At 33.9% G+C, this 22540-nt stretch carries 17 protein-coding genes; 9 read left to right on the top strand and 8 right to left on the bottom strand.

The window, feature by feature from the left end; all coding sequences use genetic code 11:
* Positions 1-57: 57 nt before the first annotated feature.
* On the top strand, positions 58-2874 hold the full coding sequence (locus NNL09_RS10360) for a T9SS type A sorting domain-containing protein (RefSeq protein WP_196911731.1): 2817 nt from the start codon (positions 58-60) through the stop codon (positions 2872-2874).
* Between the two features lie 85 nt (positions 2875-2959).
* Here the strand turns inward: NNL09_RS10360 and NNL09_RS10355 are convergent, their stop codons facing one another.
* Together NNL09_RS10355 and NNL09_RS10350 are read right to left on the bottom strand one after the other, a co-directional pair.
* The gene (locus NNL09_RS10355; protein WP_025666834.1) at positions 2960-4300 is read right to left on the bottom strand and encodes a RagB/SusD family nutrient uptake outer membrane protein; all 1341 of its coding nucleotides are present in this window, start codon (positions 4298-4300) and stop codon (positions 2960-2962) included.
* Between the two features lie 12 nt (positions 4301-4312).
* Entirely contained in the window at positions 4313-7249 is a 2937-nt protein-coding gene (locus tag NNL09_RS10350) for a SusC/RagA family TonB-linked outer membrane protein (protein ID WP_196911730.1), read from the bottom strand.
* Positions 7250-7522: 273 nt separating this feature from the next.
* On the opposite strand from NNL09_RS10350, the gene aspS reads away from it, so the two are divergent.
* The 4 genes from aspS to NNL09_RS10330 all read left to right on the top strand — a co-directional run bounded on the left by aspS (position 7523) and on the right by NNL09_RS10330 (position 11779).
* Positions 7523-9271, top strand: a complete 1749-nt coding sequence (gene aspS / locus NNL09_RS10345; RefSeq protein WP_025666832.1) for an aspartate--tRNA ligase — start codon at positions 7523-7525, stop codon at positions 9269-9271.
* 59 nt (positions 9272-9330) lie between these two features.
* A complete protein-coding gene (locus tag NNL09_RS10340; protein ID WP_196911729.1) occupies positions 9331-11118 on the top strand; it encodes a chloride channel protein in 1788 nt (595 codons plus the stop codon).
* A gap of 120 nt (positions 11119-11238) precedes the next feature.
* Positions 11239-11496, top strand: coding sequence for a hypothetical protein (locus tag NNL09_RS10335; RefSeq protein ID WP_025666830.1), 258 nt, complete (start codon positions 11239-11241; stop codon positions 11494-11496).
* An 85-nt stretch (positions 11497-11581) separates the two neighbouring features.
* Entirely contained in the window at positions 11582-11779 is a 198-nt protein-coding gene (locus NNL09_RS10330) for a cold-shock protein (RefSeq protein ID WP_025666829.1), read from the top strand.
* A gap of 85 nt (positions 11780-11864) precedes the next feature.
* Here NNL09_RS10330 and NNL09_RS10325 read toward each other — a convergent pair whose 3' ends face one another.
* Positions 11865-12314: a nucleoside deaminase gene (locus tag NNL09_RS10325; protein WP_025666828.1), complete on the bottom strand. Its 450-nt coding sequence runs from the start codon at positions 12312-12314 to the stop codon at positions 11865-11867.
* A 98-nt stretch (positions 12315-12412) separates the two neighbouring features.
* On the opposite strand from NNL09_RS10325, the gene NNL09_RS10320 reads away from it, so the two are divergent.
* The gene (locus tag NNL09_RS10320; protein WP_196911728.1) at positions 12413-14179 is read left to right on the top strand and encodes a 1-deoxy-D-xylulose-5-phosphate synthase; all 1767 of its coding nucleotides are present in this window, start codon (positions 12413-12415) and stop codon (positions 14177-14179) included.
* 97 nt (positions 14180-14276) lie between these two features.
* Entirely contained in the window at positions 14277-15050 is a 774-nt protein-coding gene (locus NNL09_RS10315; protein WP_196911727.1) for a lipocalin family protein, read from the top strand.
* A 53-nt stretch (positions 15051-15103) separates the two neighbouring features.
* Here NNL09_RS10315 and dgt read toward each other — a convergent pair whose 3' ends face one another.
* The 4 genes from dgt to NNL09_RS10295 form a co-directional block, all read right to left on the bottom strand.
* On the bottom strand, positions 15104-16447 hold the full coding sequence (gene dgt, locus NNL09_RS10310; protein ID WP_196911744.1) for a dGTP triphosphohydrolase: 1344 nt from the start codon (positions 16445-16447) through the stop codon (positions 15104-15106).
* An 81-nt stretch (positions 16448-16528) separates the two neighbouring features.
* On the bottom strand, positions 16529-18991 hold the full coding sequence (locus NNL09_RS10305; RefSeq protein ID WP_025666824.1) for a ribonucleoside-diphosphate reductase subunit alpha: 2463 nt from the start codon (positions 18989-18991) through the stop codon (positions 16529-16531).
* A gap of 358 nt (positions 18992-19349) precedes the next feature.
* Positions 19350-20327 carry a ribonucleotide-diphosphate reductase subunit beta gene (locus NNL09_RS10300; RefSeq protein WP_025666823.1) on the bottom strand — a complete coding sequence of 326 codons (978 nt, stop codon included), beginning with the start codon at positions 20325-20327 and terminating at the stop codon, positions 19350-19352.
* Positions 20328-20723: 396 nt separating this feature from the next.
* A complete protein-coding gene (locus NNL09_RS10295; RefSeq protein ID WP_196911743.1) occupies positions 20724-21293 on the bottom strand; it encodes a DUF3109 family protein in 570 nt (189 codons plus the stop codon).
* Between the two features lie 114 nt (positions 21294-21407).
* Here NNL09_RS10295 and NNL09_RS10290 point away from each other — a divergent pair, with 114 nt between their 5' ends.
* Positions 21408-21989: a MarC family protein gene (locus NNL09_RS10290; RefSeq protein ID WP_025666821.1), complete on the top strand. Its 582-nt coding sequence runs from the start codon at positions 21408-21410 to the stop codon at positions 21987-21989.
* Between the two features lie 11 nt (positions 21990-22000).
* Complete coding sequence (locus tag NNL09_RS10285) at positions 22001-22201, top strand: hypothetical protein (RefSeq protein ID WP_025666820.1); 201 nt, start codon at positions 22001-22003, stop codon at positions 22199-22201.
* A 24-nt stretch (positions 22202-22225) separates the two neighbouring features.
* Here the strand turns inward: NNL09_RS10285 and NNL09_RS10280 are convergent, their stop codons facing one another.
* Positions 22226-22531 (bottom strand): hypothetical protein, encoded by a 306-nt coding sequence (locus NNL09_RS10280; protein WP_025666819.1) that lies wholly within the window; start codon positions 22529-22531, stop codon positions 22226-22228.
* Between the last annotated feature and the right edge of the window lie 9 nt (positions 22532-22540).

Genomic DNA, 22540 nt, shown 5'->3' with positions numbered 1-22540 from the left:
AAGCATTAGTATAAATAAATTTAAAGATATTGAAATTGATTATGATAAAATAAAACCATGAAAAAATGTACTATCATTCTATTGTTTCTTTTGGCTTCTAATCTAGTCAAAGCTCAATATGAATATATATTAGATAGTAGTTATAATGTTATTATTTGTCCCGGAGGAAATGGAGTTGGTAGTATGACAATATCTGTAACATTAGCTGATAACTCTGTGCATACATTGCCAGCTACTCCGATTATTGAATTCCCAGAAAAAATAATTAAAGTATCTGTAAATCAACTTTACATATCTTTTATAAATTGTACTACCCCAAATTGTAATCGTACAACTGAAACTAACATAAATGACAGTAATTGCCTAACTCATATACAATACCCTAGTTGTAGTGGATTCAACATTTCTAAAATAGATTTATATAAAATAGAGAGTTTACAAACTCTAAATCCAACACCCAGAGAAATATGTCCTAGCAAAAATATTGTATTGAACGTTTTTTCATGTACTAATCCGTATCCATATGCTATTGAGTATATGTATAGTGGAATTGGATGGACTTCTCTAATTGGAACCGGAACTCATGGAAGCAATTATACCATAAAATATAGTGATATCCCTAACCTATCCGGAAAACCGAATGTGAGTTTCAGGATTAAATATCATACTGGTGCAGTCTCTAAACCTATCATTTATGAAGTTTTAAACTGCTCGCCTGCATTAGACACTAATATTTCTCCTAATCCAGCACCAAGCAATCCTACCTGTAGCTACAATAATGATGGTAGTTTCACAGTAATTTTTGATAGAGAGCTTGACGATAGTGTTTCAGAAAAAATGAACTTACAGGTATACAAACAAATAGATGGTGGTACCACTTTTGATGGTTATGAATCAAAAGTATTAACTAAAAGTGATTTTACTGGTCCTTCCTATACCTGGAATCCTAAAAACCTACCTGGTGGAATTTATAAATTATTTTGGCAGACCAAAAGCAACAACGGAGGTTTTGACGATATCGGCACAAACCCCGATGCATATGATGAAAGTTCTCCATTTACACTAACTGCTCCTCCAGTATTATCGGTTAGTGGCACTCCTTCTCCTGTACAATGTTTTGGGGGAAATGATGGAAGTATTACAGTAACCCCAAATGGTGGAACACCAGGAACATCACCTCTATATGAATATTCTATAGATAATGGAATCTCCTGGCAAGAAGAAACTCTTTTTGATACTCTAACCAAAGGAGATTATACCATACTCATTAAAGACAAAAATGGATGTGAAAGCTCTAGTGCTATTATAACAGTAGATGAACTATTCCCTACAATACCCAATGTTATTGGTGTACCCGGATCAATTACCAGTCCTACCCTTATTAATGGTAATAATGGACATATCGCAATCTCTGTATCTAGCGGGTCTGGTAATTATACAAACTATGCCTGGACCAAAGATGGAAATCCATTTACACCTCCTTCGGGATCTACAAATACAAATATCATCAATCTTTATGAGGGGGTTTATACCATCATAGTAACCGATAGTAATGGATGTAGTTCTGATATCGAAACATTCACTCTTACAGATCCTGAGCCCATCCAGATCACTATCAATATGACTCCTAACACTGTTAATTGTTCGGATACAAAGGTCAATCTTATCGCCAGTGCAATCGGTGGATTCTTAAACTCTGGTGGCGACTACTCGTATCTATGGGATGATGGAACATCGGGAGCTTCTCTAACCAATGTAGGAATAGGAACCTATCAGGTAACTGTAACCGATGATGGAGGGAATACACAAAACAGAACATTTAATGTAAACGGACCAAATCCTATAACTGTCACCCTTGCCAACAAAAAAGAATTATCATGCAGAGATGGTAATGATGCTGCTATACAACTAAATATACAAGGAGGAACGGGGGATTATGTCATCACATGGGAAAATATAGTAGATCCAAATTTTAGTGCACTGGGGAATGAACTCAAAAATGTAGGGTTTGGATCTTATGTATATCGAGTAGTAGATCAAAATGGATGTGTTGTTACAAACTCAAGTCAGCCCATAGAATTTACAAACCCTCCTCTATTCTCGATTGATCTTGGTGAAGATCCTTTCTTTTGCGAAGGACAAACAGTAAACATATCTGCCACTATACAAGATCCTAATGCTTCTTATAACTGGACATCGGATACTGGTTTTACCAGTACCAACCCAGAAATCAATGTAGATCAACAGGGAACATATACTGTCTCTGTAACCAGCGGAAAAGGGTGTATCGCTCAAGACAGTATTACTGTGATAGAAAATATAAAAGAAATTAATGCAGAATTTCTATATGCAAGCCAGGTATTTACTAACGAAAAATTTGTAATCATAGATGTAACTTATCCTATACCTGATCAAATTCAGTGGATAATGCCTGAACAAGCAACTATAGTGATGCAAGATCAAGATCTTATTGAATTGTATTTTAACAAGCCCGGAGAATACGACATCTCGATGATATCTAAACTAGGAAACTGTCAGGATACATTTACTCAAAAAGTATTGGTACTACAAAAAGAAATAACAGATGATCAAAACCAGAATAGTCAAAATCAACAGCTAGGAAATATCAGAGAGTTTAGCGTATACCCAAATCCTTCTGGTGGTAAATTCTTTGTAAAAATAACCTTGAAAGAACAAAAAGACATCAGTATTAAAGTATTCAATCTGGCTAATAACGCTATACTTACTCATAAAAAACAATCTGGTAAAAAACAATATGAAATCCCTTTTACTCTGCAAGTGCCTTCTGGAGTATATGCCGTAGTACTAGAAACACCATATGGGAATACTATTAGAAAAGTGATTGTGTACTAATAATATACAATAGCTGTTCTAAGTAAAATAACTCATAAAAAAAACGCCGCAAAAAATTGCGGCGTTTACTATCTTAAAAGATTAGTTATTCATTTTCTGATAATGGAATAGGAAGTATATTAAATACCTGATCTCCAGCCCTATCAATAGGTAATGTATTAGATAAACTATATCTTCTTAAATCAAACATTCTATGGTTTTCTGCCCATAAAGAATATCTTCTCTGATTCAGCATCTCAGTAGTTAAAGCATCTGCAGTTACTGCTCCCGAGTAATTTGGTAAACCTGCAGCATTCCTAATAACATCTAATGCAGTTACCGCATCTGTAAGATTATTAGCCAATATGCTTGCTTCTGCATATACTAAGATTAACTCTTCATTTCTAATAATATCTATTGGAGTAACATTAGTAGCATATAATCTAGTCTCATGAGTCCCTGTAAGGCCATCTTGAATACTAGGATCAGGTCTAACAGCAGTTTTTGTAGTAACTCTTGTGTCTCCTGCTTCTGCGTCATTAATCCAGCTATCATGCACTATAATTTGATCTCCATTGTTTGGTTCTGTTGCAGATACCGACGCTACTCTAAATACTGGATTAGCTCGGTCATTTCCTCCTCCTAAACCAAAGACATACTTTGGTCCAGTAGTCAAACCAGCAGTAAGACTAAAAAATGAACTCGATAATGATGTTAAAGAACTGCTTCCATCTCCGGCATAAACAGCTGCTACTGCAGCTACTGCTCTATTAAATAAAGCAAATGTACTTGGTGTATCAAAGTCAGTAAATCCATCACTTAAAGTAAATGCAAAAGTGCTTCCTGCATTACTTAAATCTGTATTCGCTTCATCTAATAAGCTTCTCACAGCAGCTAATGTTGCATCAAATCCTAAAACCGGACCTAAATTATCAGGATCAGAAATATCTACTCTAGCGGTTCCATAAGATTTTAAGATCTGAATTAATTCATAGGCCTTCATTGTTTTTGCATATCCCAAATATCCAGACTTTTCTTCTTCTGAAACTACATTCGTATTGGCTACAGCCTCTATCAAAAGACTAGCATTTTTCACACATCTGTAGCTTCCATTCCATTGTGCGGTACTATAAAATGAATTATTATCCAAGGATACTCCATCTTTTCCTAATAAATTTCCCGTATTTCTAGGGTCAGCATCAAATAAATAAAGTTCGCGTGCCATGGTTCCACTTGCTGTAACTTCTACACCTAATCCATTTCTTGAAGTAGATTCTACTCCTGTTGCAAGTTCATTTAATTGTTTTTTTGATGCACCATTAAGAACTCCTACAACACTTGGGCCATTTGGGTCTACAACTTCGTCTATAGTACATGAAGTTATTAGTAAAGCAAAAAGTGCTCCGGTAATAGTATACTTCATCTTAATTTTAAATATATTTTTCATTATGTGCTTGTATTAAAAATTAACATTTAAATGAAAGTAAAATTGCTGTGAACTAGGGAATGGAGTTACCTCAATTCCACTTGATAATCCTGCTCCTCCATTTACTGAAACTTCTGGATCATAACTACTATAATCTGTAATGGTAAACAGATTTCTAGCAGATACTCCTAATTTTATACCTTCAACAGATTCTCCTAACCAATTAGTAACTGTTTTTGAAGGAAGTCTATAGTATATTGCAGCTTCTCTTAATCTTAGATAACCAGCTGGCTCAACAAATCGTAAAGCATCAGCAGTTGAAGCCAAACGTGCCTGTCCTTCTGCAGTTTCTAAATCTGGAGACGTTCCTCCTAAATCTGTTAAAAATCTTGATAAGTTTAAGTTATCACCTCCTTTTTTCCATTGTAATAGAAATGAGACATCCCATTGCTTAAGTATCGTTAATTGATTATTAAATGCCATCTGAAAATCAGGCTCTACGTTTCCTACTTGAGTTAGTGTCCCATTAATATTTCCTACTAACTGTGTTACTGGTTTTCCTTCTTCAATATAAAAAGTACCTAAACCTGTACCAAAACCAGCTCCGGGTTGCGCAAATGCAGGAACATCTAATCGGGTAATCTCTGATCTGTTTAGATAAAATTGCACTCCTGTATTCCAACGGAAATTATCTCCATCAAATACATCTCCTCTCACAGCTAATTCTACACCTTCATTTTTAAGATCTGCCAAATTTGTAGTTTCTGTAGTAAAACCAGAGGAAGCAGGTAGTGATCTAGAAAGAATAAGATCTTTCACGTTTTTATGATAATATGTTGCCTCTAAAGAAACTCTGCTATTCAGCAATCCAAGATCAAAACCAACCTCAAATTCTGAAGCTGTTTCTGGCTCTACATCTGGATCCCCTTTTAAACCAGCGACAGATGTTCCTCCATTACCTCCAGTATTTGAAGATCCTAAACTAGTAAATGTAGCTCCAAAAGCAGCTGGGTTTCCAGTTTCTCCATACGCAGCTCTAACTTTAAATTGATTAATCGCTTCTAAAGTCCAAAAATCTAAATTTGCGATATTTACTGCCAAAGAAGCTTTTGGAAATCCATATAACTTATTAGGATCTCCATTTCTTGAAGATTTATCTAATCTATATCCTAAAGTCGCTATAAACTGATCTTTATAATTTCCTTCTACCTGAGCAAAATATCCAAAATCTTTTTCCCTTGAGAAGAATTGGTCTATTACCTGGTTTACCGATTGATCTACATTGGTTTGTCCTCCTGTTAAATCAGAACCCCGACTATTTACCAAATTAGATTTCTGATTTAAATAAGTAATACCAAATTGTGTAGTCAAATCCAAATCACCATTAAGTGATGTATTATTCCAAACTGCTATTGCCTGAGCATTGAACTGCGTAAAATTATTTTTTCCTTGTGCAACAAACCCTTCTTGATTTCCAACTTGAGCTTGATGTGTTTCTGGCACATATACATAGGTTTCATTTGCTAAGTAATCAACCCCTCCATTAAGAATAAGTCTAACTCTATTATTCTCTCTAGTAAACAATTTAGTATTCAACTTGAATCCTTGTATAATTCTGTTATTTGAATCTTCATTTTTTGCCTGGTCTCTTACAAAAATTGGATTCCCAGGATAATTAGGGTTATTTGGATAGTTACCATCAGCGTCAGGATATAAATTATTCCATGGACGAGTAAATGCTAATGTGTATCCATAACTTAATCCTCCTTCGTTTTCATTTCCTGTAAAACTTCTGCTAGAATTACTTCTTACATAGTTTGTAGTAGAAGTAAAATCAAATACATCAGAAATACGATGATCTATATTAGTTCTTAAGGATAATCTATCAAATCCTGTATTTTTGATAATCCCTTCTTCATCTCTATAGGATCCTCCTACATAAAACTTGGTCTTCTCATTACCTCCTGTAGCATTTATTCTGGTATCGGTTATAAAACCTGTATTACCATAAATTTCATCTTCATAATCATAAAGACCTCCATTAGAAGCTATAGTAGCATTATATTTATCTCTTTCTGCTGTATTAAAAGTAGATTCTACAGATGCTGCAGTCCAAGGTCTTAGTCCCAATTTATTTTGAATAACATTAATTCCTGTATCCTGGCTAAAGCTTATTTTTGTTTTACCACCTTTTCCTCTTTTGGTAGTAATAATAACAACACCGGCATTACCACGTTGTCCATAGATAGCAGCTGCGGAAGATCCTTTTAAAACCTCAATGTTTTCAATATCATTAGGATCCAAATCCGCTAGTCTATTTCCCGAATTTTCTTCATTCCCTCTATTTCCTCCTGAGGCAAATCGTAATCCAGATGGAATTTCTACATTATTAATATATACTCCATCTACAATAACTAAAGGCTGATTGTTACCGTTTATAGAAGAAACCCCTCTTAATCTCAATGCGAATCCTCCTCCAGGTGCACCTGAAGACGAAGTAATATTTACACCTGTAACTTTACCATATAAAGCTCCATCTACAGTAGTTTGCCCTGTATTTCCAACTAATTCTTCTGAAGAAACCGTTGAAACGGCATTAGCTAAATTCGCTCTTTTTATAGATGAACCTAGTCCTGTTACTACCACTTCTTCTAATGATTCTGTAGACTCGGCTACTTGAATTGTAATATTTCCTGCAGTTGCTACAGGTACCGTTTTTTCTGCAAATCCTAATGCAAATACTTTTAAGTTTACTGGCAAACTGCTTACGGTAATACTAAAGTTACCATCAATATCACTAGAGGTACCATTATTCGTTCCTTCTTCAATAATATTCATAAAAGGAGCTCCTTGGCCAGTGCCCTCAACGACCACTTTTCCCGTAATGGTCTCCTGAGCCAACAACAAAGTCGGAACAAAAATTAGTAATAGCAAAATCTTCATTTTGCAAAAATGATTGTGTTTTTTCATAATGATCTGTTTAAATGTTTGGTTAAATCTATTAAAAGATATTGATAAAACAATGTTAAAACTAACAATTGTTCGCATAAAAACAGTCAAAACACTATCTATACTGCATTAAAATATTATAAATACATGACAATTTTAAATATTTCAAATTCTTAACAAAATTGTTTTATAATTAACAATTTTCATAATATACCTAAAGATTCTCAAAACAATCAAAATCTATTACCTGTTCACAGTTAAACTTCTTATTTTTGCAGCCTTAATATATAACATATGTATAGAAGTCATTCGTGTGGTGAACTACGCGCCTCAGATATCAAAAAAGAAGTCACCTTATCTGGATGGGTGCAAAAGACTCGTGATAAAGGATTTATGATATGGGTCGATCTTAGAGATCGTTACGGCATCACTCAATTAATATTTGATGAAGAACGTACTCCAGCACTAGTGGTCAAAAAAGCTAAAACTTTAGGACGAGAGTTTGTTATCCAAGTAAAAGGAACAGTAATTGAACGTGAATCAAAAAATCAAAATATCCCTACAGGAGAAATTGAAATCCTGGTAAATGAATTAACTGTTCTTAATGAATCAATCGTTCCTCCTATTATTATCGAAGATCAAACAGATGATGGAGAAGATATACGTATGAAGTATCGTTACCTCGATATTCGTCGTAACCCGGTAAAAAACAGTTTGATATTTCGTCATCAAGTAGGAATGCAAGTAAGAAATTATCTTTCTAATGAGGGATTTATCGAAGTTGAAACTCCGTATTTAATTAAATCTACTCCCGAAGGAGCTCGTGATTTTATTGTTCCATCTAGAATGAATGAAGGTCAATTCTATGCATTACCACAATCGCCACAAACATTTAAGCAACTCCTTATGGTTGGCGGAATGGATAAATATTTTCAGATTGTAAAATGTTTTAGAGATGAAGACTTAAGAGCCGACAGGCAACCCGAATTCACACAAATAGATTGTGAAATGGCATTTGTTGAGCAAGAAGATATTTTAAACATATTCGAAGGACTTACCCGATATTTACTATCGGAAATAAAAGGAGTAAAGATTGGTGATTTCCCGAGGATGACCTATGAAGATGCCATGCGAACTTATGGTAATGACAAACCAGATATAAGGTTTGGGATGAAGTTTGGTGAGCTTAATGATATTGCTCAACACAAAGAGTTTAATGTATTTAATACCGCAGAATTGGTTGTTGGTATTGCCGTTCCTGGCGGAGCTTCATATACCAGAAAAGAGATTGATAAGCTTATAGACTGGGTAAAACGCCCTCAAGTTGGTGCGCTAGGAATGGTATATGTAAAATGCAATGAAGACGGAACATATAAATCCTCTGTAGATAAATTTTACGATCAAGACGATTTGGCTAAATGGGCAGAGGCAACCGGAGCTAAAGCAGGAGATTTAATCTGTGTACTTTCTGGTCCTACAAACAAAGTAAGAGCACAGCTAAGCGCTCTTAGAATGGAACTTGCCGAACGACTAGGATTAAGAAATCCTGAAGAATTTGCTCCTTTATGGGTAGTCGATTTTCCATTATTAGAATGGGACGAGGAAACAGAACGTTATCATGCTATGCATCATCCTTTTACTTCTCCAAAACCTGAAGATATTGCTTTATTGGATACTAAACCAGGAGATGTTCGTGCTAATGCATATGACCTTGTTTTAAATGGAAATGAAATTGGAGGTGGTTCTATCCGTATTCATGATAAAGAAACACAAGCATTAATGTTTGATCATTTAGGATTCACTCCAGAAGAAGCAAAGGCTCAGTTCGGATTTTTAATGGATGCTTTCCAATATGGAGCACCTCCTCATGGTGGTATTGCTTTTGGATTTGATAGATTAGTCGCTATTCTTGGTGGCCAGGAAACAATTCGAGATTTTATTGCTTTTCCGAAAAATAATAGTGGGCGAGATATTATGATTGATGCACCATCTAATATTGATAGTGAACAGCTTAAAGAATTAAATATAAAACTTGATTTATAATAAAAATCCCGCTTATGGCGGGATTTTTATTACCTTTAAACTAGTTAAGTCAAGTACATATGTCTCCCCAAAAGAAAAAGACACTACTTTATAAAGTACTTAAATGGAGATATCGCCATATTTCTGATAAGACCTTTATTCTTATTCTAAGCATTCTCGTTGGGTTTACAGCAGGTCTTGTTTCTTTATTACTAAAAAATATCACCCATTTAATTCAGGTCGTTTTAGAAAGTGATATCATTTCGTGGCAAGCTTCTTTTTATTTTATTATCCCTATAATAGGCCTACTAATTGTTTATATATTCACAAAATATATATTTAAAAGAGACGTAAAATCTGCTATCCCACTTATTTTACATTCGCTTTCCAAAAAAAATGGAGTTATACGACCTATTCATGGGTATTTACCTCTCATTTTAGCACCAATCACAGTAGGTTTTGGTGGTTCGGTCGGACTTTTGGGCCCGGCAATTAGTTCTGGATCAGCATTAAGTTCTAGTTTTAGTACTTTATTTCATGTAAATCGAAAAACCAGAGTATTACTTATCGGTTGTGCATCTGCTGGTGCTATTTCTGCCGTATTTAAATCTCCTTTGGCAGGGTTGGTTTTTGCAGTAGAAGTATTTAGTTTAGATCTCACATTAACGTCTCTACTACCATTACTTTTTGCTTCGGTATCATCAATAATTACATCCTATTTTTTTTTAGGCGACGAAGTTTTATTTAGATTTAATGTTTTAGAAAAATTTGATATCTACGACACTCCTTTTTACATCATTTTAGGAATCGGAACCGCATTTGCTTCTATATACTTTACTAAGATGTATTTTGGAATATTACATTTTTTTGATCGTTTTTCTAAAAAAATTCATAGGTTATTAATTGGCGGACTTGCTATCGGAATCATGTTATATTTTATCCCTCCACTCTATGGTGAAGGTCTTGGCTTTATAAATGGTTTATTACATGGTGATCATCTAACTGCTATCGGCAAAACTCCATTTGATACTATAACCAGTAACATATGGGTTATCATTGCATTACTAACGGGTATTACCATCTTTAAGGCGGTTGCCATGACAGCAACTTTTGCGGCAGGAGGTTCTGGAGGAATATTCATCCCAACAATGGTTATGGGCAGTGCATTGGGTAATGTAGTGTCTAAAGTAATTAATAATCTGGGAATGGGTTTTCATGTTTCTGAAGCTAATTTTACACTACTAGGAATGGCTGGGCTTATTGCCGGAGTGTTACATGCTCCTCTTACCTCTATATTTCTTATTGCAGAAATCACCTCTAGCTATGAGTTATTTGTTCCTTTAATGATTACCACTGCAATATCATTTATAATCTCAAAAAATAAAATAGAACATAATATTTATACCCGAGAACTCGCAAAACAAGGGCATTTATTGACTCATGATAAAGATCAAACAGTTTTGACTCTAATGAATCTCGAAGACTGTATAGAAACTAATTTTATCCCCGTAAAACCAAATTACACCCTAAAACAGCTTCTAAGCGAAGCTGTAGCAAAATCAAACAGAAACCTATTTCCTGTTACTAACGAATCTGATCATCTTATAGGAATGGTTTCGTTAGATGATATTAGAGATATCATGTTTGATATTACCTTATATCACAAAATAACAGTTAACACCTTAATGGCTCAAACCTCGGTAGCAATAATTTACGAGCATGACAATGCAAAAACAGTAATGAAAAAATTTCAAGATACCGGAGCCTGGAATTTACCTGTGATTAAAAATGGTAAGTATTTTGGCTTTATTTCAAAATCAAAACTTCTTACTGCATATCGTAGAAAGTTAATTAATTTTACACGATAAACCCTCAATCTATTGTCTATAATACATCATAATACAATTAAAAACTAACATTGCTATTGCAAGAGAGTCTTAATTTTTAATGATTTTATTTTTGCAATACCATAAAAAACATTTATACCTATGAAATATATTATTAGAATACTTTTTATAGCAATTATCATCCTGATATGTGTTGGATATTACTTCAAAAATTCGGGAGATCATAATACCGGTGATAAATTAGTTGGGATTGGCATATTAGCTTCTTCTTTCATTTTAATGCCTCTTTTTATCTATCACAGATGGAAAAATAAAAAAATTAAAGACTATATGCTTACCGAGGAAAACCTAAAGAAAATGAGGGATTATGAGGCGAATACAGAAAATAACAACCGATAAATTTTCAAAATATTCATACTTTGATAACAATTCATAAAAAATTTAAAACTACCTTTATTATTTAAATACTTATTATCTTATTACAATGGAAGGAACAGTAAAATTTTTTAACGAATCAAAAGGTTACGGATTTATTACCAACGACGAAACAGGAAAAGACATTTTTGTTCATGCTTCAGGAATTGACGGCGAAGCATTAAATGAAGGTGACAAAGTAGAGTATAATGAAGAAGAAGGTAGAAAAGGACCTACTGCAGCTAATGTGCGTATAATTCACGGATAGAAAGCAGATTCTGAAAGTTTCAAAAGCACTACGATCGTAGTGTTTTTTTTTATTTCTTAATTGATCCTTGGTATAAAAATTTAATTTAGTTAAGGTTTCGTTTTTCAATAAAAAATCGAGTGATCAATTCTCGACATTCTTCTTCTAAAACACCTCCTATAATTTCAGTCTTTGGGTGAAGCTTTGTTCCCATTGCAGTACATCCCCTTCGTTCATCAACTGCACCATACACTATTTTTTTAATCTGGCTCCAATATAAAGCTCCAGCACACATCTGGCAAGGTTCTAGAGTTACATATAATGTACATTCTTTAAGATATTTGCCTCCTAAAAAATTTGCTGCTGCTGTTATTGCCTGCATTTCGGCATGAGCCGTAACATCATTTAATAATTCTGTAAGGTTATGAGCTCTGGCTATAATTCGATCTGCAATTACAATAACCGCTCCTACCGGAACTTCATTTTTCTCATACGCCAATTCTGCTTCCTGAAGCGCTTTCTTCATAAAGTAAGAATCATCTAATGGGTCTAACATATATCATTAAATTTTAGGTAAAGCTAAATAAAAATATTTGTATTCTGAATGAAATAAAAAGTATATAAAGAACCATTACAAAATAGTACTTTTGTGCTATGCAACAATCATTTCTATCTAATATCCAATATCCATCTGACTTAAGAAAACTATCTCCTGATCAGTTACCCAAACTGGCTAGAGAACTTAGGGATTTTGTAATTAATATTGTTGCTACCAAAGAAGGGCATCTCGGGGCGAGTTTGGGAGTGATCGAGCTCACTATTGCACTTCATTATATATTTGACACCCCTAACGACCTCCTTGTTTGGGATGTGGGACATCAGGCATATCCTCATAAAATTCTTACCGGAAGAAAAGATATATTTCACACCAATCGTCAACTAGATGGTATAAGCGGATTTCCCAAACGAACTGAGAGTGATTATGATACTTTTGGAGTTGGGCATTCTTCTACTTCTATTTCGGCTGTATTAGGCATGGCAATTGCATCCAAATTAAAAGGAGATACCACAAAACAACATGTCGCAGTAATTGGTGATGCTTCTATTGCTAGCGGAATGGCCTTTGAAGGGCTTAATCATGCCGGAGTAACCGATACCAACATGCTAGTTATCCTTAATGATAATGCAATTGGTATTGATCCTAGTGTAGGTGCTTTGAAAGAATACCTTACTAAAGCCAAGATTGGAATTAGGCCCAGGAAAAATAATATTATCGAGGCACTGAACTTTAATTATTTTGGTCCTATTGATGGACATGATTTACCTATGCTTCTTAAAACTTTGGAGAAACTAAAAAGTACAAAAGGCCCAAAGCTTTTGCATATCATTACCACTAAAGGAAAAGGCTTAAAACAAGCTGAAGAAGACCAGGTAAAATACCATGCTCCAGGTAAGTTTGATGCTTCAACCGGGGATCTAATTTCAAAAGACAATACAGGATTACCACCTAAGTTTCAGGATGTTTTTGGGTTTACTATTCTTGAACTAGCTAGAAAAAATAAAAAAATTATAGGTATAACACCTGCAATGCCCACCGGAAGTTCTTTAAAATACATGATGGAAGAAATGCCAGATCGGGCTTTTGATGTGGGTATCGCTGAGCAACATGCGGTTACCCTTGCTGCCGGAATGGCAACACAAGGATTAATTCCTTTTTGCACAATCTATTCTACTTTTTTACAGCGTGCTTATGATCAGGTAATACACGATGTAGCCTTACAAAATTTGCCTGTAATTTTTTGTGTTGATAGGGCCGGTATTGTGGGTGCAGATGGTGCAACACACCATGGAGTTTTTGATATTGCTTATCTTACTTGCGTCCCCAATATGATTGTCGCCGCACCAGTTAATGAAATCGAGTTACGACATTTATTGTATACTGCTTCTTTGGGACTAGATCATCCTATAGCGATACGCTATCCCAGAGGCAGAGGGCATATCCTCGATTGGGAAGTTCCTATGCAAAAACTACAAATTGGTAAAGCTACTCGCTTAAAAACAGGTTCTAAAATCGCAGTAATTTCTACAGGTATTATTGCACATAATGTAACTAAAGCCATAGAAACTATAGAAGAAACCATTAGCCACTATCATTTTTGTTTTATAAAACCTTTAGATATTGATCTACTGAAACAAATAGTAGAGAACTATGACACCATTATTACTGTTGAAGATGGCGTTATCAAAGGTGGTTTTGGAAATTCAATACTCGATTTTGCCAATCAGAATGATTTTAAAAACAATATTGTCACTTTAGGTATTCCTGATCAATTTATTCATCACGGTACTGTTGAGGAATTACAAGAAATTTGTGGGATTTCTCCTGAAAAAATTCTTAACACCATCAATACATTTCTCTAGTCATTTACTTATAAAAAATGATGATCTACATGGTAACAATTACTCTTACTATGACACTTATCTATGAACAATAAATAATGATCATTTTTTTACAACTATGAAAAAACTAAGCTTATTCACCTTACTAATTACATTAATTTTTATTTCTTGCTCTAAAGATGATGACGCTTCAAACGAAGAATCATCTACAAATAAAGATCTAATTATCGGTAAATGGAATGTAACAGCCATTACTGACATCCCAAATGATGATTGTGAACTGTTAAGTACTCTAGAAATAAAAGCAGATGGCACTTATGAAGAACAAACTTATGGAGGCTTTGCAGGGGGAGTTAATTGTACTCCCGACGATTTAGATAAAGGAACCTGGAAACTATCAGGAAATATTCTAACATTAACATTAGACAAACTAGGTAATGCAATTAGTCTTACTACTGATAATACTATTTTAGAGCTTACAGAAACTACTTTAAAATATGAATTTGAATATACTGAAGAGGGGCAAACATTTAAAGAGGCGTGGACTTATACTAAAAACGACGACACTTCTAATTTAATCGGTGCCTGGGAACTTACTTATAGAAAGGAAAATAACAATACCTCTCCCAATACTCTAGATAACTGCGAAAAAACATCTACAATAGAATTCAAACCTGATAATACCTATACAGAAAAAACTTTTGTTGAAATATCAGGTAACTGTGCAAGTGATGGTGAGTTTTCGGGTTCCTGGTTAGAATCTGATAATCAATTAACACTTAATTTTATTGAAAATGGCATGAATACAACAAATATTTCAAAATTCAGCATCGTAGATGATGAACTTACTTTAGTTTTTGATGAAATAACAGAGAAATATAGAAAGAAATAAAAGTAGTATTTTAACACCCATAAAAACCTGTCTATTTTAAAATAGACAGGTTTTTATATCTGTAATCCTTTAATTTTCTGAAATTTCAGTAAAGCGTTACCATCAGTTAAGCTCGCCACATAGTTGCTTATCCCGATAAGTCGAGTATAGAGATCGGCATTTGCATAATCAAAATGCATTCCTTCGGCTCTCAAGATTAGCTTATCATAATTAGAACTCTCTCCCTTATTAAAGTTATCGGTTGCTACGCAATAACGATCTAAAAGCGTAGCAAGAATTTCATATCCTGCAATCTCCTTTTCTGTTACTTCCTGGCTTTGATAAATCTTGGCAATGCTTATTTTTATAATGTCATCAATTTGAGCTTCGTATTTACTTTTGTCTATTAATGCCATATCAAAAGTCCCTGATAATATAGCTTCTTCATGGTCGATAAAAACACTTGCCGCTTCCCCTATCAAAGTGTTAATAGCTAGTGCTCTAAGATAACTTAATCGATCTGCTGTAGTAGTGAGTTTATTATATTTTGAAGTATTGATAGTATCCTTCACCAATTTAATCAAGTATTCTAAAGCATATTCTTCTTCTATCAATCCCAGATTAATACCATCTTCAAAATCGATAATCGTATAACAAATATCATCTGCTGCTTCTACCAAAAAAGTTAGTGGATGACGACTATAAGTAACTTCATCATCAATTTGGTATTGCAACAATCCTACTTCTTCTGCTACCTCTTTAAAAAAAGAAGTCTCGTTCTGAAAGTATCCAAATTTTTTATGAGCAATATGAGATGTTGGTTTTTTGGGTAAAGATTCTTTGGGATATTTCATAAACGCCCCTAATGTTGCATAGGATAACCTAAGCCCCCCTTCTATCCCTTCTCTAGATTCTGTAAGGATTTTAAATCCATTCGCATTGCCTTCAAAATCTATCAGATCCTGATACTGCTTAGGAGCGAGTTGATCTTTATATCGGTTACCGCTTCCTGTTTTGAAGTATTCTCCTATAGCTTTTTCTCCAGAATGCCCAAAAGGCGGATTACCAATATCATGTGCTAATGCGGCAGCTGCAACGATAGCTCCAAAATCATTAAACTGGTATCCATGAACAGCAGCAAGATGTGGATGTTTCTCTAAGATTTTCTTACCTACTACTCTACCCAAAGAGCGTCCTACGACAGATACTTCGAGACTATGGGTTAATCGTGTATGTACAAAGCTGGTTTTGGATAGCGGAATAACCTGAGTTTTATCCTGCAGACTTCTAAAGGCCGAAGAGAAGATAATACGATCATAATCTACTTCAAAACCTAATCGGGTTTCGTCTTGCTCTTTACGTAATCTTTTGTTTCTATCTCCTTGTCGTTTTAAAGACAGGAGTTGTTCCCAATTCATCATATTTCTAAGAAAATTCGAATATACAAAAAAGGGAAGCATCCTAAGAAAACTTCCCTTTTGCCCTATATAAATCTAGGTCTATGACCCACACATTAAACAATCGTCTCCTTCGCCTTCTTTAGATTGTGCAATAATTGCACGAAGTTCTTCTGGAGTAAGAGCTGTTCCTTCTGGAGCAACAGCTTCTTGTTTTGGTTCTACCTTGGATGCTTGCGCTTCCATTACTTGTGCAGCAGCTACAGCTACTTGCTCTGGTTTAGGCTCTTCTTTAGTTTCTTTTTTAAGTGTAAACTTAATTGCATCTACAGCAGATTTTGTTCTTAGGTAATACATCCCTGTTTTCAATCCACTCTTCCATGCATAAAAATGCATCGAAGTTAACTTAGCCATAGTTGCACCTTCTAAGAATAAGTTTAATGATTGAGACTGATCGATAAAATATCCTCTATGACGAGACATATCGATAATATCTTTCATACTCATTTCCCAAACGGTTTTATACAGTTCTTTTAGATCCTGTGGTATGATATCTATATTCTGTACCGATCCATTTGCACGCATGATAGCATCTTTAAGTTCATCATTCCACAATCCTAATTTTACCAGATCTTCTAATAAGTGTTTATTTACGACAATAAACTCTCCAGATAATACACGTCTGGTATAGATGTTACTTGTATAAGGCTCGAAGGCCTCATTATTTCCTAAAATCTGAGATGTAGATGCTGTAGGCATTGGCGCAACTAATAATGAGTTACGCACTCCGTTTTTAAGTACTTGTTTACGAAGTTTTGCCCAGTCCCAACGGCCGCTTAATTCTTCATCTTTTATTCCCCATAAATTGTATTGAAAATCACCTTTAGATATTGGAGAACCTTCATAACTTTGATATGGCCCATCTGCTTTTGCTTCTTCCATCGATGCGGTTACTGCAGCAAAATACAGTGTTTCAAAAATCTCCTGATTTAGCTTCTTAGCTTCATCACTGGTAAAAGGTAAACGCAATTGGATAAATGCATCTGCTAATCCTTGCACTCCTAAACCAATAGGGCGATGACGTATATTAGAATTTTCTGCCTCTTTTACTGGATAATAATTACGATCAATTACCCTGTTCAGATTCTTAGTCACCCGTTTTGTAATCTTAAAAAGTTCTTTATGATCAAACTGTCCGTTTTTCACAAACATTGGCAATGCGATAGATGCAAGGTTACATACCGCTACTTCATCCGGACTAGTATATTCTAATATCTCTGTACATAAGTTAGATGATCGTATGGTCCCCAGATTTTGTTGATTAGATTTGCGATTTGCAGCATCTTTATACAACATATAAGGCGTACCTGTTTCAATTTGAGATTCTAAGATCTTTTCCCAAAGCTCACGTGCCTTAATTGTTCTGCGTCCTTTTCCTTCTGCTTCAAACCTTAAATATTCTTTTTCAAATTCGTCACTATGTATATTAAATAAACCTGGGCATTCGTTAGGGCACATTAATGTCCATTCTGCATCATCCTGTACTCGTTTCATAAACAAATCTGGCACCCACATAGCGTAGAATAGATCTCGTGCACGCATTTCTTCTTTACCATGATTCTTTTTAAGATCAAGAAAATCAAAGATATCAGCATGCCAGGGCTCTACATATATTGCAAATGATCCTTTTCGTTTTCCTCCTCCCTGATCAACATAACGAGCAGTATCGTTATATACTCTAAGCATTGGTACAATACCATTAGAAGTACCATTGGTCCCTGCAATATAAGATCCTGTAGCACGCACATTATGAATAGATAATCCTATTCCCCCAGCAGACTGTGAAATCTTAGCAGTTTGTTTTAATGTATCATAGATCCCATCAATACTATCATCTTTCATTGTTAACAAAAAACAAGATGACATCTGTGGTTTTGGAGTACCCGAATTAAACAATGTAGGTGTAGCGTGTGTAAAATACTTTTTAGACATTAACTCATAAGTCTCTATCGCAGCATCCAAATCATTAAGATGGATCCCTATAGATACTCTCATAAGCATATGCTGTGGGCGCTCTGCAATTTTACCATTAATTTTTAGTAAATAAGAGCGCTCTAGTGTTTTAAAACCAAAATAATCATAACCAAAATCGCGATTATAAATAATTGTAGAATCTAACTTTTCTTTGTTAGCGACAATTACTTCATAAACATCATCTGCGATCAGTGGTGCTTTTTTTCCTGTTCTTGGATTTACATACTCATACAGATCTGTAACTACTTCAGAAAAAGTTTTCTTTGTATTTTTATGTAGATTAGAAACAGAGATACGAGCGGCAAGCTTCGCATAATCAGGGTGTGTTATAGTCATTGTTGCTGCTATTTCTGCAGCCAAATTATCCAACTCACTAGTTGTTACTCCATCATACAACCCTTCTATCACTCTCATTGCTACCTTTACAGGATCAACTAGTGGATTAAGTCCATAACATAACTTTCTTACCCTTGCGGTAATCTTGTCAAACATAATTGGTTCTTTACGCCCATCTCTTTTTACTACATACATACTTTTTTTTGGTTTTTAAATTTTCTTCTTAATGAAGAAGTTGATGATAATTCGTGTTACTAATTTTATACTTTGAAGGTCAAAAAATTATATTTTATCTCCTTGAAATTGGATACTAAAAAGAAATCTCTACATCCAAAAATCAGAGTAATTCTATAGATAAAAAATAATAATATGACTTTCGTCCCTTTTGTTTTTTTTGTGTGGCTTTTATAAAGCTTTATCAAACTGAGCTAATCTGAATTAAACAAAAGAAATGTTTTTGACTAGCTCAGAATGAATATATCTTTATTGTTAGCACTTTGAATCCAACTCTTGTTGGAATGATAATCTTAAGAAATTTTAATATTCTTTTTGATTAAAAATCTGCATCAAAGCTTATCTTATTGTCTTCGGTATCTTTATTAAGCACTCCAGCTTTTTGATATTCTGAAACTCTTTTCTCAAAGAAATTAGTTTTACCTTGTAAAGAAATCATATCCATAAAATCAAATGGATTTGCTGTTTCGTATTCTTTTTCACATCCTAATTCTACCAATAATCTATCGGTAACAAATTCTAGATATTGAGTCATTAACTTAGAGTTCATACCTATCAAACTTACAGGAAGAGATTCTGTTATAAACTCTCTTTCAATATCTAATGCATCTACCAGAATTTTTCTAATTCTATCCTTTGGCACTTTATTTATCAAATGTTTATTGTGAAGATGAACTGCAAAATCACAGTGTACCCCTTCATCTCTAGAAATTAATTCATTAGAAAATGTAAGTCCAGGCATTAATCCACGCTTTTTTAACCAAAATATAGAACAGAATGCTCCTGAAAAGAATATCCCTTCTACTGCAGCAAAAGCAATTAAACGTTCTGCAAAAGAATCAGATTCTATCCATTGTAATGCCCAGTCTGCTTTTTTCCTAATTGCGGGGAAATTCTCTAGTGCATTAAATAATACATCCTTTTCTTTCTCATCCTTTACATAAGTATCAATTAGTAAAGAATAGGTTTCAGAATGAATATTTTCCATCATAATCTGGAAACCGTAGAAAAATTTTGCTTCACTATACTGTACTTCGTTTATAAAATTTTCTGCAAGATTTTCATTTACAATACCATCAGATGCAGCAAAAAATGCTAAAATATGTTTGATGAAATATCGCTCATCATCATTAAGCTTAGTAGACCAATCTGTAATATCTTGATGCAAATCGATCTCTTCTGCTGTCCAAAAACTAGCTTCAGATTTCTTATACCACTCCCAAATATCATTGTGTTGAATAGGAAAAATTACGAATCGATCTTTATTTTCTTGCAAAATTGGTTCTACGGCACTCATCATTATTTTTTTAGCTGTTTTTTTGAGAATTTCTTATTTCCTAAGGGTCTTACAAAGATCAAAAAATAGGTTAAAAGTTCTACCAAAAGTTAACAAACGTTTTCAACAAAGTTTTCAACACGAAGTGATTTTGCAGCAAAAATGATCTTTCACAAAAACACACATAACACTTTGTTAATCAAAATATTAAGTGTTTTCTGAAAAATACAGATAATGTGAACATCATCTTCAAAAATCTCTTATTTTTCACTTGCTAGCCGAGGTTTTTCAACAGAAAAACCAAGAAGGGAAAATACATCAATTTACGGTAAACCCGTAACCTTGAAAATTCTTTTTTTAACACAAAAAAAAAACAAAAAAGGAGTGTTATTTACATCTAAAAATATAACGAAAGGGTTATTTTCTCAATTTTTCTGCAACGTTTTCAAGTTCGATATACCAATCTTCTCCAAATTTTCTAATTAAGGCTTCTTTAACAAATTTATAGATCGGCACTTGAAATTCTTTACCTAATGTACAGGCATCATCACAAATTTCCCATTTATGATAATTTACAGCAGAGAACTCTGTATATTCTTGTACTCTAACCGGGTATAAATGACAAGATACTGGTTTTTTCCAATCAACTTCTCCTTGATTATACGCTTCTTCGATAGCGCACATAGCTGTTCCTTTTCCATCAAAAATCACATATGCACAATCTGCTCCATCGATTAGAGGTGTTTCTAATTCTCCATTAGCCGTTTTAATATGGGTTCCGTAATGCTCGATAGCCTCAATACCTTCTTTTCTCAAATAAGGTTTAACAATAGGGTATATCTCTTTAAGCTTATGAGTTTCTGACTCCTCCAAAGGTGCTCCCGCCTCACCATCAATGCAGCAGACTCCTTTGCATGCAGAGAGATTACACACAAAGTCTTTTTCAATAATATCCTCAGAAACTATGGTTTTTCCTAATTGAAACATGGCGCTAAGATAATTCTTATACAAGAGATTTTTTACAATTTATTCACCTTTTTATAATACCTTTATTTAATAAAGTCTATTTATATTTGCTCAAATTTTTGAAACTATCTTACTATGAACTTTGACCTTAAAGAAATATTGACTGCGAGTATGGTTCTGTTTGCCGTAATAGATATCATAGGAAGTATTCCTATTATTTTAGATCTTCGTAAAAAAGTAGGCCATGTACAAAGTGAAAAGGCTTCTATTGTAGCAGCAATCTTAATGATTCTTTTCTTATTTGTAGGAAAAGAAATCCTGAGTCTAATTGGTATAGATGTTAATTCTTTTGCTGTTGCAGGTTCTTTCATTATTTTCTTTTTAGCTATAGAAATGATATTAGGTATTCAATTATATAAAGACGATGAGCCAGAAACCGCAGCTGTAGTTCCACTTGCTTTCCCTCTTATTGCAGGAGCAGGTACTATGACATCAATCTTATCTTTACGAGCAGAATATCACACAATTAATATAATAATAGCGATACTAATTAATATTATCTTTGTATATATTGTTCTAAAATCCTCTGGAAAAATAGAAAAAGTACTTGGTAAGCAAGGAATTAATGTGATACGGAAAATATTTGGGGTAATTTTGCTGGCTATTGCAGTTAAATTATTTACAGCAAATATTAAAGAGCTATTAACCACTATTTAGTTTTAAAACAAATGAAATATTTTATATACCTATTAATTACTATTGCTACAGGTTTAATTATTTATAATATAACCTATCTAGATTTTGATAATTTATTGATTGGTGATAGTAAAACAGCTCTTATTGGTATTTTTTCTTCTGCTTGTGTTGTTATGTTAATGACAATCTTATTGGTTTCTAGAAATATTCAGAAGAAAAAAAGAGGAAACTAAACTTTGTTTCTAATAGCAATACATTTAAAACACAAAGAAGCAGGCAATAATCACTGGTGGAATTGAAATTACCATTAGGATCATAAAAAAGTTATGTAGTTTTCTAAACAACAGTGCTTTCTTTAAAGATTTTTTAAGTTTTAAATCTTCAGAACTATGAATATGTTCTCTTATTATATCACCAGAAACATAAGAGGTATCAACTAATATATCATGCTTTAAAAAAATAGAAGCACTATTATCTAACAACCTAAAAGCAACTGCTATAATAAAGAAAAAAAGCGGGGAGCATATTGCAATAGCTACTAGATATTCTTCAAATTCTGACATATATATTAG

Origin of the sequence: Aquimarina sp. EL_43, assembly GCF_943422735.1 — a bacterium.
Taxonomy (GTDB): Bacteria; Bacteroidota; Bacteroidia; order Flavobacteriales; family Flavobacteriaceae; genus Aquimarina; species Aquimarina megaterium.
This window is presented reverse-complemented; position numbering and strand designations above follow the sequence as displayed.

Excerpts from the sequence above, each read along its gene's own strand:
- NNL09_RS10360 (WP_196911731.1), top strand. The coding sequence starts at position 58 with ATGAAAAAATGTACTATCATTCTATTGTTTCTTTTGGCTTCTAATCTA.
- NNL09_RS10355 (WP_025666834.1), bottom strand. The coding sequence starts at position 4,300 with ATGAAAAATATATTTAAAATTAAGATGAAGTATACTATTACCGGAGCA.
- NNL09_RS10350 (WP_196911730.1), bottom strand. The coding sequence starts at position 7,249 with ATGAAAAAACACAATCATTTTTGCAAAATGAAGATTTTGCTATTACTA.
- aspS (WP_025666832.1), top strand. The coding sequence starts at position 7,523 with ATGTATAGAAGTCATTCGTGTGGTGAACTACGCGCCTCAGATATCAAA.
- NNL09_RS10340 (WP_196911729.1), top strand. The coding sequence starts at position 9,331 with ATGTCTCCCCAAAAGAAAAAGACACTACTTTATAAAGTACTTAAATGG.
- NNL09_RS10335 (WP_025666830.1), top strand. The coding sequence starts at position 11,239 with ATGAAATATATTATTAGAATACTTTTTATAGCAATTATCATCCTGATA.
- NNL09_RS10330 (WP_025666829.1), top strand. The coding sequence starts at position 11,582 with ATGGAAGGAACAGTAAAATTTTTTAACGAATCAAAAGGTTACGGATTT.
- NNL09_RS10325 (WP_025666828.1), bottom strand. The coding sequence starts at position 12,314 with ATGTTAGACCCATTAGATGATTCTTACTTTATGAAGAAAGCGCTTCAG.
- NNL09_RS10320 (WP_196911728.1), top strand. The coding sequence starts at position 12,413 with ATGCAACAATCATTTCTATCTAATATCCAATATCCATCTGACTTAAGA.
- NNL09_RS10315 (WP_196911727.1), top strand. The coding sequence starts at position 14,277 with ATGAAAAAACTAAGCTTATTCACCTTACTAATTACATTAATTTTTATT.
- dgt (WP_196911744.1), bottom strand. The coding sequence starts at position 16,447 with ATGAATTGGGAACAACTCCTGTCTTTAAAACGACAAGGAGATAGAAAC.
- NNL09_RS10305 (WP_025666824.1), bottom strand. The coding sequence starts at position 18,991 with ATGTATGTAGTAAAAAGAGATGGGCGTAAAGAACCAATTATGTTTGAC.
- NNL09_RS10300 (WP_025666823.1), bottom strand. The coding sequence starts at position 20,327 with ATGAGTGCCGTAGAACCAATTTTGCAAGAAAATAAAGATCGATTCGTA.
- NNL09_RS10295 (WP_196911743.1), bottom strand. The coding sequence starts at position 21,293 with ATGTTTCAATTAGGAAAAACCATAGTTTCTGAGGATATTATTGAAAAA.
- NNL09_RS10290 (WP_025666821.1), top strand. The coding sequence starts at position 21,408 with ATGAACTTTGACCTTAAAGAAATATTGACTGCGAGTATGGTTCTGTTT.
- NNL09_RS10285 (WP_025666820.1), top strand. The coding sequence starts at position 22,001 with ATGAAATATTTTATATACCTATTAATTACTATTGCTACAGGTTTAATT.
- NNL09_RS10280 (WP_025666819.1), bottom strand. The coding sequence starts at position 22,531 with ATGTCAGAATTTGAAGAATATCTAGTAGCTATTGCAATATGCTCCCCG.